Raw genomic sequence first — 12523 nt, 5'->3', positions numbered from 1 at the left:
TGCCACAGCCGCGGTCGGCTTCGGATACACTTCAGCCGCAACGACCCAGGCCCGCCCCGACCCGGCGTGCACGCCCAACCCTTCAACGTGCTGAAAGCCCATCCATGCCGACTTCTGCCAAGAACGTAACCGTCTACGCCGCCCCGGTGATGCGCAAACTAGCGGAAATCGCCCCGCACCTGCAGCCCTCGCTGCGCAAGGTGGCCGACTTTATCCTGCGCCACCCGTTGAAAGCCGCGACCCTGACCATCGAGGAAATGGCGGTGGAAACCGCCACCTCGGCGGCCGCCGTCAACCGCCTGGCCAAGGCCATCGATCTGGGCGGCTATACCGGGCTGAAAGCCGAACTGGTGAGCACCCTGCAGCAGATGGTGTCGCCGGTGGACAAGCTGCGCAACGAACTGGCGCATCGCCCGGACGGCGCCTTCGGCCTGCACGAACAGGTGCAGATCGCCAGCAGCAACCTGGCCACCGCCGGGGCCAATAACAGCGCGGACACCTTCGAAGCCTTTGTCAGCTGCCTGATCCAGGCACGCAAAATCTATATCCTTGGCTTCGGCAATAGCGCCTATATGGCCGGCCTGGCAGCCGCCAACCTGGTGCCGTTCTGCGCCGATGCCACAGCCGTGAGCATGGAAGGCGGCAACGAAAACGCCGCCTACCGCCTGGCGGCCATCACCGAACAGGACGTGCTGCTGTCGATCTCCCTGCCGCGCTATTCCCTCGACACCCTGCAGCTGTCGCGCTTTGCCAGCGAACGCGGTGCGACCGTGCTGGCGATCACCGACTCGCCCGCCTCGCCGCTGACCACCATCGCCAAACATGCACTGTTCGCCCCTGCCGATCACCCGGTGCTGATCAGCTCCAACACCTCGGTGCTGGCGCTGATTGAAGGCCTGGTCGCCGGCGTCATGGCGCGCAACAAGGAAGCCGTGCAACTGGCCGCGGAGCTGACCGAAAGCGTGATGTCCTACCTGCATGTGCCGAGCAGCGATAAGCCTGTACGCAAGCCCATCAAACGACGCGCCAGCACCACGCCGCGACAGAGTTAGCGCGCACCAAGTTAAGGCTAAAACTGTCCGGCAGGTCAGTTATCAGTGCACGCAACGTATTTACATCCCCCCAAAAACCACTAGAGTGCGCGCCCGACGCGCGCCATCTGGCGGCGCCGTGAACGATTTCAGGACTTGGCCTTGTTCTTGCTCAAGCTCCGACAGCCTGACCACTCAGACAGGTTTAAAACGATAATTCAGCACTTTGGGGAGCACCACTTGATGAACCGTACACTTTCCTCTCTGGTCCTGGCAGGCGGGCTTCTGGCGGGCGGCCAGGCCGTCGCGGGTGACCTGCTGCATTGGCAGAACAACAGCCTGACCTACCTGTATGGCCAGGATTACAAGATTGACCCGGAAATCCAGCAGACCGTGACCTTTGAACACGCCAGTGGCTGGGCTATCGGCGACCTGTTCTTCTTCGTCGACACCATCAAGTACAACACCGACGCCACCAATGGCGCAGGCGACGGCCACACCTTCTACGGCGAGTTCTCACCGCGCCTGTCGTTCGGCAAGCTGTTCAACAGCAAGCTGGAATTCGGCCCGATCAAGGATGTACTGCTGGCCACTACCTATGAATTCGGTGAAGACGATGTCGAGTCCTACCTGATCGGCCCAGGCTTTGACCTGGCGATCCCCGGCTTTGACTACTTCTCGCTGAACTTCTACAACCGCACGACCGATGGCAAGCGCGACGGCGATAATGTCTGGCAGATCACTCCGGTGTGGAGCTACACCATCCCGGTGGGTAAATCCGACATCGTGATCGACGGCTTTATGGATTGGGTGGTCGACAACGACAAGAGCTACCACGCCAACCTGCACTTCAACCCACAGATCAAGTACGACCTGGGCAAAGCCATGAACTGGGGCGAGAAGCAGCTGTATGTCGGTATCGAATACGACTACTGGAAAGACAAGTACGGTATCGAAGACAGCGGTTTTGTCAGCGACAACTTTGTCGGCGCGACCGATCAGAACACCGCCAGCCTGTTGGTAAAAGCGCACTTCTGATACTCAGTAGCAAACCCGCCAGCACCTGTAATCACAGGCTGGCGGGCATCTCCTGCAACAACCTTTCTCGCGCTAATTTGCCCAGCTGCGGCGTAATCGCCGCGCTCCCGGGGTCTTCTACTCTGTGATTACTCAGCAGTGGAAACCCAGCATGCCCAACGCCCCTCACCGCACATTCGTCCGCGTCCTGCTTGTCAGCCTGCTGCTCACCCTGGCTGCGTGCAGCACCCTGGCCACGCGCGACCCATTGCGCATCGAACTGGTCGGTATCGAGCCGCTGCCCGGCGAAGGCCTGGAAGCACGCTTCGCAATCAAACTGCGGGTACAGAACCCCAATGACCGGCCCATCGATTTCGACGGCGTGGACCTTGAGCTGCAGGTCAACCAGCAACCGCTGCTCAGTGGCGTCAGTGACCAACGCGGGCAAGTACCCCGTTACGGTGAAAGCATCCTGCGTATTCCGGTCAGCCTTTCCGCCTACGCCGCACTGCGCCAGGCCTGGGGCATGGCCGGCTATCAGGACGGCCAGGGGCTGCCCTATGAATTGCGTGGCAAGTTGGCCAACGGCCTATTTGGCACCTGGCGTTTTAATGACCGTGGCACGCTTAACTGGCCACAACCGCCAGCGCCCGGCGCGACACCATAAAACCCTATACAATATGCGGCCTTTTCCTATCGACCTATCAAGGACCCGCCGTGAGCACGTTGCCGCCCTGCCCTAAATGCAACTCCGAATACACCTACGAAGACGGCGCCCAGCTGGTATGCCCGGAGTGCGCCTACGAATGGTCGGCCACTGGCGCAAGCGACGCGGCAGATGACGCCAAGGTGATCAAGGACTCAGTGGGTAATGTGCTGCAGGACGGCGACACGATCACCGTGATCAAAGACCTGAAAGTTAAAGGCTCATCCCTGGTGGTCAAGGTCGGTACCAAGGTCAAAAGTATCCGCCTGTGCGACGGTGACCACGACATCGACTGTAAGATCGACGGCATCGGCGCGATGAAGCTGAAATCCGAGTTCGTGCGCAAAGTCTGAGTCAACTTGCAGCAAAAAAAGCCCCGGTCAGCTGCCGGGGCTTTTTTCATTAGCTAGCATCAATACAGAGCTATTCGCTCGTTCGAGGCGCCCGCCTGGAGGACCTCATGCGTATTGTTGCGCTGTGCTTGACGCTATTACTGCCCTGGGCTGTGCAAGCCGAACCCTGGAAGGTGGTAGGCGATGAGCAGTTTGCACCCTACAGCTTTGTCACCATTGAGGATGACCAGCCGCGCGGGCTGGATGTGGAGTTGGTTGAGGCGGTGATGCAAGAGGCCAAAATCCCTTACAGCTTGCGCCTTTACCCCTGGGAGCGGGTCAAGCGCATGATCGATCGCAGTGAAGTGGCCATGGCTTTTCAGTTCGCTGGGACCCCCGAACGGATGCAGCAATACGAGCTGGCTGGGCCGATCCGTACCGGTTCAACGGTGTTTATGACCTCGCGTAAAACCACCCTTAACGACTGGGACAAACTGGACGATCTGTCACTCTTCACCATTGGCCAGGTAAGGGGGTATGCCTACCAATCGGATTTCGACAAAGCCGAACTGTCACGCGATACCAGTGCGCAGAACCCACGGCAGTTGGTGTCAATGCTGCTCGCCGGGCGCATTGATGTGATCGTCGGTGATCGTGTGCAGCTGATGTATTTCGTTCGCGAGCAGCGCGCAGAACAGAGCGTGCGCATTCTGCCCAAACCCCTGGTGGAAATGCCGCGTTATGTGGCCTTCGCCAAAGGTGATAGCGCCCGTGCCAAACAGTTCTCGGCAGCGCTGGAGCGTTTAAGACAGGCTGGCACCTTGGAAATCATCTACTCGCGCTGGCATTAAGCCGCGCGCCACTTGCCAGGAGCCGCCATGCGCGCCACCCGTGTGCTTTTACTGCTCGCAGCCACCCTGGTTCTGAGCGCCTGCGGTCTCGGTGAAACCGCCGCAACTGCCAGCCTGCAAGCCGAGCAGGCCACCCAACTGCAACAACAGACCGAACAGCTGCAAGAGCAGATCGAAGCCGCCAACGCGCAAAGTAATAAACGCTTGGAAGAAGGCTACTGAGGGTTTATTGCACGGGCAGGAAGTTCATAAACAGCAGGCCCTGGGCATAACTCACGCCCATGCGCCGATAGCGCTCATCCAGCACATCGGTGAGCAGATCCAGACGCGCGACGATCTTGCCGAACTCCACGGCATAGCTGAGGTTATGCCCCTCGGCAGAAATCTCATTGGACAGCAGCCAAGGCTTGCCGCCGGCATCGGTACGCTGGGCGAGCATCCAGCTGGCCTTCTCGACATTGCGCGCAGCGTTGTGGACAAACTGCGGGTCCAACGTATCGCTCAGGTAGTACTCCGTGCGTCCGCCGTGGGCGGTAATCAGCATGCTTGCCAGCGAATAGATAAACGCCCCCACCCGATCGCCTTGGTACTCCGCGCTCAGGGCATAACTCAGCGCCGCAACATCAGTGCGACCGCCTAGCTGGGGAAGCGGCTGATCAAGTTCAATGGCGCGGTGCACCGCGCGCTTGGCGGACTCCACATCAGGTAAACCGGTTTTACGCCACTCGCGCGGGTTGCGCAGATACAGCTTGTCCATCAAACGGTAGAGGCTGTTGAGGTTGTTGCGCATGCCCAGGGTAGCCATACGGTCGGCATGGCTCTGGAAGAATTCAGTGGGTTTGATCGGACTGCGGTTGCTGACGATGGCCTGGTGATCTTGCCGGGTTGCGCAACCACTGACCGCCAGTAACAGCACAACCAGCAGCGACAGGCGCATTGCCACAGCGTTGCCGCCCGACCAGACGGGCCCATTTCTTAGCCATTGCCAACGCTGCACAGTACTCATCAGAGGAGGTCGTCCGCTGCGGTGTGATGGGGTAACGCTAGCAACAAAATCCAGATTGGCCAGTTTTCCTCCTGAATACATGACTTTCAGCACAATCAAGCACCTAGCTGCATAAGCTCAGGTGGACTACCAACAGACCGCCTCAGGCGCAAAAGATTGCTAACCGCTTATCAGCAGCGCGGCAAAAGGCCCGTCGCAGAGCGCTTTAATCGGTATGATCCGCAGCTTTTTGGCTGCCGAGTGCCCCATGCTGCGTCTGCTTGTCCTGTTTTGCCTGCTGGTTGCCCTACCCGCTTATGCCGATGCCCCGAAAACCTTCAGTGCCGCGAAGAAAATCGCCTGGCGGTTGTATGCCGAACGGCCCAGCACCTTTTATTGCCATTGCACGTACAGCGATAACGGCGTCGACCTCGGCAGCTGTGGCTACAGCCCCCGCAAACAGCTGCGCCGTGCCCAGAGACTGGAATGGGAGCATGTGGTGCCCGCTTGGGTAATCGGCCATCAGCGCCAGTGCTGGCAGGACGGCGGACGCAAGAACTGCGCGCGCAACGACGCCCGCTTCAAAGCAGCCGAAGCCGACCTGCACAACCTGGTGCCAAGCATCGGTGAGGTGAATGGTGACCGCTCCAACTACGCCCTAGGCATGCTCAGCGACAAACCCACGCAGTACGGCGCCTGCCCGATGGTGGTCAACTTCAAGGCGAAAACCGCCATGCCGCCAGCCCATACGCGTGGTGCAGCAGCGCGTATCTATCTGTATATGGCCGAACGCTACCAGCTGAAACTGTCCAAGCTCGACCGACGCACCTACGAGGCCTGGAACCGCCAATACCCGATCAGCGAGTGGGAGCGCTGGCGCAACCAGCAAGTCGGCTGCGTGATGGGCCACGGCAACCCTTATGTCGGCGCCATCGATCCGGGCCGCTGCAGCCCATTGCGCCGCGCTGGCAACCCACAGCGCACCAGCGGCTGAACGCTGACAAGCGCCCGGCGAACCCTGCACGCCACTATTGACGCTAAGCTTCACCCCACGCCAGCCCGAGTATTGCCCTATGTCCAGCACCACCCTCCCGAGCGCAGCCCACGCCATTGCCGAAACCCGCGCCTGGGTTGATCGTGCCGTGATCGGCCTGAACCTTTGCCCGTTCGCCAAAGCCGTGCAGGTCAAAGGGCAAGTACGCTACGTGGTGTGTACCGACAGCGAGCCGGAAGTACTGCTCAGCATGCTGATCGACGAGTTGCATGCGCTCGCCCACTGCGAGCCCAGCGAAACGGACACCACCTTACTGATCCACCCCGCCGCCCTGACTGACTTCCTCGACTTCAACGACTTCCTCGGGGTAGTCGATGATGCACTCGACGAACTCGGCTACAGCGGTACCCTGCAAGTGGCCAGCTTCCACCCGCAGTTCCAGTTTGCCGACACGGCCGCCAACGACCTCAGCAACGCCACCAACCGCTCGCCCTACCCGACGCTGCATATCCTCCGTGAAGCCAGCATCGACCGCGCCGTCGCGGCGTTCCCTGAGCCTGAGGCAATCTTCGAAGCCAATATCCAGACCCTCGAAGACCTCGGCGCCGACGGTTGGGCTGCCCTGCAGGCGCAGTGCCGCAAAGACGCACAAACCAGCTAAGCCCCCTCCCCCTGGGTGCCGTCAGACTACCTGAAGGCACCGCAGCGACAGCGCGTCAACCCGCCCCCTTGCTTACCAGCACCCGTCGGCAACTGCTGCGCGCGCGACCGATGACGCATTTACGGCAATTCATGCCAAGAATCTTGAGCGTTTTGCTAGCTGATCAACACAATTAATCAGCATGAATCCATAAGATCCCAGCGCTTTCGACGCGGCCCATGCTGGCCGAACCGCGTGTTGAGCAGGCCGCCTGCAACTAAAACCGCACTCGATTCAAGACCCTTTCGCGGGTCCATCAACAGATCAACCAAGGGATAACGCTATGGCTCGGGTTCGTAAACTGGTGCTGGCAATTGCAGCGACTTCGGCGCTGTCATCCGGCATGACGCACGCGCTAGGGCTGGGTGAAGTAACACTGCAGTCAGCACTCAACCAGCCTTTGGTGGCGGAGATCGAACTGCTGGAAAGCCGCGACCTGGCCGCCAACGAAGTGATGCCGACCCTGGCCTCTGCGGAAGCCTTCAACAAGGCAGGGATTGATCGGCAGTTCTTCCTGACGGACCTGACATTTACCCCGGTCCTCAAGCCCAATGGCAAAAGCGTTATCCGGGTAACCTCGAATAAGCCGATGCGTGAGCCTTACCTGAACTTCCTGGTGCAAGTGCTCTGGCCCAATGGCCAGTTGCAGCGTGAATACACCCTGCTGCTGGACCCACCGCTCTATACCGCGCAAAGCGTAATTCCTGCCGCAGTAAAACAGCCTGTAACCGCAGCGCCTGCTTTGCCACGCACACAGCCGCAGGTAGCGCGCCCAGCAGTTAGCGCAACTCAACCAGCATCCGCCAGCACGGCTGCCGCCACACCACTGGCAGGCAATGAGTACACGACCACCGCCAACGACAACCTCTGGGACATTGCCAACCGTGTGCGGGCTGACGGTAGCGTGCATCAGGCCATGCTGGCGATCCAGGAGCTGAATCCGCAGGCCTTTATCGATAACAACATTAACCGCATGAAAAGCGGTCAGGTGCTGCGCCTACCCGATGCCCAACACATCAACAGCCGCACGCAAAGCGCCGCCATTGCGCAGGTTAACCAGCAAACCGCTGCCTGGCGTGAGAGCCGCAGTGTTGCTGCCAGCGCCCGCCAGTTGGATGCCAGTAAGCGCAATACTACGGCCGCTACGCCAGCCACAATTGAACGCCGCGATAACCTGAAACTGGTTGCCGAAGGTAGCGACAAGGCGGGCACCGGCAGTGACAAAGGCAACGCAGGCAACAAGGCCCTGCTTGATCAACTGGCAATGACCCAGGAAAGCCTCGATTCGACCAATCGTGAAAACGCTGAGCTGAAAAGCCGTATTGCCGACCTGCAAAGCCAACTCGACAAACTGCAGCGACTGATCCAATTGAAGAACGACCAGATGGCCAAGTTACAGGCTTACCTGGCCGCACAGAACCAGGCACCAGTCGCAACACCAGGCGTCGCCGCAGCTACAACCGGTAATCAGACACCCGCTATTCCTTAAGCCTAAGCCGCCACCAGGTACTACCGAGTAATACCCTTAGCTTGATCCCGCGAGGCGTCCTCTTATCAAGGCTGACCAGCAACGCCATTTTCCTCATGGGTCGCCGTCAGCCCGCAACCCCTGGCGGCCTTATCACCAGGCATTAGGCGCCGTACTGTTTTACACAGGCTTTACATTGCGCCCTGCAATGCCGCGCAACACCCAGTGTCGAAACTACAAGCCGGGAAAGACCGGTTTGCACAGGAGTTTCGATCATGCTGTCGCGTATCCCCCTTATCACCGGCCTGGTGGCCAGTCTGGCGCTGTTTGCCCAGGCCCCAGCGCAGGCCTCCAACCGTGACGCAGCGATTGCCGGAGCCGTGGTGGGCGCGGTGATTGGCGGCGTACTTGTCAGCCAGAGCCGTCCCGCGCGGGTTTACGCTCCGCCACCACGCGAGTACTACCCACCGCCACCGGCGTATTACCCTCCGCAACGGGTGTACTACGAGCGCCAGCCGGTCTACTACCAGCCGGCCCCGGTGTATTACATAGAGGAGCGGCCGCGCCATAAACGCTGGCATGGCCACAAACACCGTCGGCACGACGGCTATGGCCACGGCTATCGCTGGTAAACAAAAAAGCCCCGCAATTGCGGGGCTTTTTCTCGGTATAAAGCAGCGCGGCCGGCCTACTCCGTACGGAAACGTACCACCAGCTGTTTCAGCTCACTGCTCAGGCTGCTTTGTTCCTGGGCGTAGCTCTCCACCTCGGCGGCCTGCACCGATATTTGCGTCACCGCGTCGTTGATGGCGACGATGTTCTGGTTGATTTCCTCGGTCACCAGGTGCTGCTCCTCGGTTGCCGTGGCGATCTGCATGGTCATGTCGCGGATCATCTGCACCTTGCCTTCAATGCTCTCGAAGGCGGCCATGACCTCATCGGACAGCACAATGGCTTTGCCTGACTCGACCAGGCTTTGGTCCATGCTCACCGTCACTTCCTTGATGCGGTTGACCAGCAGGTTGAGGATATTGTTGATCTGTTCGGTGGAGTCCTGGGTGCGTTTGGCCAGGTTGCGTACTTCATCCGCCACCACCGCAAACCCGCGCCCCTGCTCGCCCGCACGGGCGGCTTCGATGGCCGCGTTCAAGGCCAGCAGGTTGGTCTGTTCGGCGATCTGCTGAATGGTCGAGAGGATGTTGTTGATGTTGACCGTTTCCTTCTCCAGCTCCTGAAGCACCTTGTTGGAGTTCTGGATGCTGGCGCCGAGCTTGTTGACCCCGGACGTACTGCGGGCGATCACCTCTTTGCCATTGCGCGTGGCCACCAGCCCCTGCTCCGACACATCGGCGGTTTGTACACAGGTCTTGGCCACCTCGTTGGCCGCCGAGGACATCTCGGTCACCGCCGTGACGATCTGCTCCACCGAACTCAACTGGCGTTGCAGCGTGGCCGACATCGCCGTGGTGCGCTTGTTGGTATCACTGGAAACCCCATCCATGCTGATGGCGTTCTCCTTGATCACCCGGATCATGCCCTGGATCGACGCAATAAACTGATTGAACCACTTGGCCAGCTCGCCGGTTTCATCCTTGCTGAGCAGGTCCAGGCGGCGGGTCAGGTCACCTTCACCCTGAGCGATGGTGCGTAGCCCGTCCTTCACCAGGTTGATCGGGTTGACGATACGGTTGGCGATCACCACCCCAGCCGCGCCGAATACCAGCACCAGAACCACGCAGACAATCAGGGTGATCCAGGTCAGCTCACGGGCGCTCGCGTAAATCTCGTCGGCTTGCTTGAAGCCAACAAACTTCCAGCCCAGCTCAGGCGAGGTGTAAACGTTGGCCATATAAGCCACCCCATCAATCTCCACCTCCACCAGGCCGTTCTCGGTTTTGCCGATAACCGCAAAGTGCTCGCCGGGCAGCTCGCTGACCTTCTTGAAGTTGTTATCCGGCTTGAGGCCATCCACCAGCAAGGTGCCGCTGCCCTCCGCCAGCATCAGAAAACCGGTTTCACCAAAGCGCACCTTCTGCGCCATATCCGTCAGCGCCTTGAGCGACACATCCACCGCCACCACCCCGGCAAACTGCCCGGCGGTGTCCTTGAAGCCTTTGAGCACCGAGACATACACCGCGTCATCCGGCTCCCAGTAATAACCGTCGCGGCGGGCCAGGGTGAAATTGGCGTCGCGGCCAATGGGGTACCACTCGCGTTGGCGCGGGTCCCAGTCACCGTAATCCCCGGTGCCCGGCCACTCCACATAGCCGCCCTTGGTATCGCTCATGTACACGTAGCCGAAGGTGGGGTTGTTCTTACCGATACTGGAGAAGTAATCGAAGATCTGCTTCTCGCGTCCACCATTGGCGGTCGCCACCTCGCCCGGTTTGCGCGCCTCACCGAAGTAGGTGGTCAGCTCGCCGTTCTGGGCATCCTGCACCGCGGGGTATTCCGCCAGGGCGGAAACGGTGTGGCCCACCGAATCAAAGAAAGTGGCAAAGCTGTTGTTCACCAGCTTCATATCCAGGCTGCTGGACACCAGAAAGTTCTCTTTAGCCTGCTGCGTGACATTGCGAATCGTCAGCAGCGCCACCACCAGAACCGGAATCAGGGTTGCCACCAGAAAGCTCAGCAACAGTTTGGATTTGATATTCATGGGACATCGCCTTCTAGCTGGCCAGTAATACGCTCTATCGGCGCTTGTAGAGGATAGTTAAGGCGTATGACAGCGCCAGCGCTGGCCTCACCACGACACAGCTGCCGCGCGAAAGCGACTGTCGCGGTAAATCGGTGATTGGTTGATCGCAGGTATTCCGCCGCCGGTGTATTGGCTCTGCTTACTGGTTTCGGCTTTACGCCGAGCCACTTTCTCTTTGCTCGCGCGAAAGAGAAAGTAACCAAAGAGAAAGCGCGCCCGGCATCCGGGTTTCGCTGCGCTCAACTCCCCTCGCTCCGGTGCTGTTCCGAGGGTCGGCAAGACGGGCCATCCATGGCCCGGCATGCCTCGTTTGGCATCCATGCCAAACGCCCCTCTCCACAGCACCTACGCTCGGCCTCCTGACGGGATTCGGGGACCGCGTCGCCTAGGCGGTTTCTGGAAGGCAGAGCGAAAAGGCCAAAGCAACAGAATCGCGGGCAAGCCCGCTCCTACAATTTGCTTTGCTTCTACAACACCAATCTCACAGACAACGCCAAACGCCCCATCAGGAGGCCGAGTGGAATCGTTGTGGAAGGGGTTGAGCGGCATGGATGCCGCGAAAGCCGCGATGGGCCAGGGATGGCCCTTCGCGGTGGGCCCCTGGAGCAATGATGGAACGAGGGAAGTCGAGCGCAGCGAGACCCGAATGCAAGGGGCAAGACCTCTTGGTTACTTCTGGGGCGTTTGCCAGAAGTGACCCGCCGTAAGGGCGGAACCGTTAGTGCAAGCACCACAGCCCAGGGCCTGACCAACACCACAGACTTTACCGACTCAACCGCTTTAGACTGCGGTTTCGCACAGGTTTACGACTAGCACTCCGATTAAGGTCTGTAGTTGATGATTTCACATGGAAGACACAGGCCACCAACCCCGCTCACCACCCACAACTAAAAACAATAACTTTGAGTTTTGGATCGCCCCCTATTACGTGTTTATTTCCATTTCAACTAGCCGACATCTTTTGAGGTTCTGCCATGAAGTACGTCAACCACCCAACGATGTCTGACTATCTAACGGCTACCGATAGTATTTATGCTGCCCACAAGACCAACCCACCATTAACGATGCCACTCGTTCATGCGCTGGACGCACTTTTCAGTAAAGAGATATTTGTGGGCGAGCGTGATATTGGCCCAGTGATCCACCTCCTAGCCTCAAACGCGGTCGAGCTGTTGTTCAATGCGATTAAACAAGCCTTGTCCGGACACACCTCCGCAATTTTCCCGGTACTCAAGCCAGCATTAGAATCAGCTTGCTGCGCCTATTTGATTTCAAAAGATAATTCGCTAGCTGCTATTTGGGTGAATAGACACGTGAACAAAGCGGCGAGTAAAGCTTCTAGAGATGCGTTCGGTCGCGCAGTTCACTGCGCCGCTGAAAAACTAGATAGCGATCTGCAAGGTACGGGGTCATTGCTGAAAGAGCTCTACCAAACGTTAATCGACAAGGGCGGCCACCCGAATCCGGAAGGGATACTCCCGTACATCAGCACCCCCGAGTGGGGCGATGACCTAATTCTAAAAACGGAGGCCCTACATCAGGCGAACAGCCGGCAGATTAACTGGGCAATATTGAACTGCTGCGCGGTAGGCATCCGAATAGCATTCATCATCTCGTTGGTTCTCAGAGTTGAGCCATTACTTCGAGATGGCTGCGCCAGACTTGATGCGCTGGTGAACCTCGCAGATGAATACGGAAGTAGGATGGGTTGAGCACGCCGATACCAATAAAACAAAAAGGC

At 59.1% G+C, this 12523-nt stretch carries 12 protein-coding genes and 2 pseudogenes; 11 read left to right on the top strand and 3 right to left on the bottom strand.

Annotation, left to right across the window (positions count from 1 at the left end; genetic code table 11):
* The first annotated feature begins 104 nt into the window (after window positions 1–104).
* From HCI85_RS20130 to HCI85_RS20105, 6 genes are all read left to right on the top strand, one after another.
* Window positions 105–1052, top strand: a complete 948-nt coding sequence (locus HCI85_RS20130; protein WP_167147601.1) for a MurR/RpiR family transcriptional regulator — start codon at window positions 105–107, stop codon at window positions 1050–1052.
* 222 nt (window positions 1053–1274) lie between these two features.
* A complete protein-coding gene (locus tag HCI85_RS20125) occupies window positions 1275–2069 on the top strand; it encodes an outer membrane protein OmpK (protein ID WP_090255356.1) in 795 nt (264 codons plus the stop codon).
* Between the two features lie 151 nt (window positions 2070–2220).
* Window positions 2221–2715: an LEA type 2 family protein gene (locus tag HCI85_RS20120; RefSeq protein WP_167147599.1), complete on the top strand. Its 495-nt coding sequence runs from the start codon at window positions 2221–2223 to the stop codon at window positions 2713–2715.
* Window positions 2716–2765: 50 nt separating this feature from the next.
* Window positions 2766–3107: a zinc ribbon domain-containing protein YjdM gene (locus tag HCI85_RS20115; RefSeq protein ID WP_167147596.1), complete on the top strand. Its 342-nt coding sequence runs from the start codon at window positions 2766–2768 to the stop codon at window positions 3105–3107.
* 107 nt (window positions 3108–3214) lie between these two features.
* Window positions 3215–3937, top strand: coding sequence for a substrate-binding periplasmic protein (locus HCI85_RS20110; RefSeq protein ID WP_167147593.1), 723 nt, complete (start codon window positions 3215–3217; stop codon window positions 3935–3937).
* Window positions 3938–3964: 27 nt separating this feature from the next.
* Window positions 3965–4159 carry a hypothetical protein gene (locus tag HCI85_RS20105; RefSeq protein WP_167147589.1) on the top strand — a complete coding sequence of 65 codons (195 nt, stop codon included), beginning with the start codon at window positions 3965–3967 and terminating at the stop codon, window positions 4157–4159.
* A gap of 4 nt (window positions 4160–4163) precedes the next feature.
* Here HCI85_RS20105 and HCI85_RS20100 read toward each other — a convergent pair whose 3' ends face one another.
* On the bottom strand, window positions 4164–4874 hold the full coding sequence (locus tag HCI85_RS20100; RefSeq protein ID WP_167147586.1) for a hypothetical protein: 711 nt from the start codon (window positions 4872–4874) through the stop codon (window positions 4164–4166).
* A 316-nt stretch (window positions 4875–5190) separates the two neighbouring features.
* Between HCI85_RS20100 and HCI85_RS20095 the strand changes: the two genes are divergently transcribed.
* From HCI85_RS20095 to HCI85_RS20080, 4 genes and pseudogenes are all read left to right on the top strand, one after another.
* Window positions 5191–5916 carry an endonuclease gene (locus HCI85_RS20095; RefSeq protein WP_167147583.1) on the top strand — a complete coding sequence of 242 codons (726 nt, stop codon included), beginning with the start codon at window positions 5191–5193 and terminating at the stop codon, window positions 5914–5916.
* A 79-nt stretch (window positions 5917–5995) separates the two neighbouring features.
* Window positions 5996–6577 (top strand): DUF1415 domain-containing protein, encoded by a 582-nt coding sequence (locus tag HCI85_RS20090; RefSeq protein ID WP_167147580.1) that lies wholly within the window; start codon window positions 5996–5998, stop codon window positions 6575–6577.
* Between the two features lie 322 nt (window positions 6578–6899).
* Window positions 6900–8099, top strand: a pseudogene (locus HCI85_RS20085) (type IV pilus assembly protein FimV); the annotation flags it as partial.
* Between the two features lie 260 nt (window positions 8100–8359).
* On the top strand, window positions 8360–8716 hold the full coding sequence (locus tag HCI85_RS20080; RefSeq protein WP_167147574.1) for a hypothetical protein: 357 nt from the start codon (window positions 8360–8362) through the stop codon (window positions 8714–8716).
* Between the two features lie 56 nt (window positions 8717–8772).
* On the opposite strand, the gene HCI85_RS21405 is transcribed toward HCI85_RS20080, so the two are convergent.
* Together HCI85_RS21405 and HCI85_RS21400 are read right to left on the bottom strand one after the other, a co-directional pair.
* Window positions 8773–9543: a methyl-accepting chemotaxis protein gene (locus tag HCI85_RS21405; RefSeq protein WP_446730801.1), complete on the bottom strand. Its 771-nt coding sequence runs from the start codon at window positions 9541–9543 to the stop codon at window positions 8773–8775.
* A 90-nt stretch (window positions 9544–9633) separates the two neighbouring features.
* A pseudogene (locus HCI85_RS21400) lies at window positions 9634–10740 on the bottom strand (cache domain-containing protein); the annotation flags it as partial.
* A gap of 1016 nt (window positions 10741–11756) precedes the next feature.
* Between HCI85_RS21400 and HCI85_RS20070 the strand changes: the two are divergent.
* Entirely contained in the window at window positions 11757–12494 is a 738-nt protein-coding gene (locus HCI85_RS20070) for a hypothetical protein (protein WP_167147570.1), read from the top strand.
* The last annotated feature ends 29 nt before the right edge of the window (window positions 12495–12523 follow it).

Source organism: Pseudomonas sp. OTU750018, assembly GCF_011636575.1.
In the GTDB taxonomy this organism is placed as follows: domain Bacteria; phylum Pseudomonadota; class Gammaproteobacteria; order Pseudomonadales; family Pseudomonadaceae; genus Aquipseudomonas; species Aquipseudomonas peli.
This window is presented reverse-complemented; position numbering and strand designations above follow the sequence as displayed.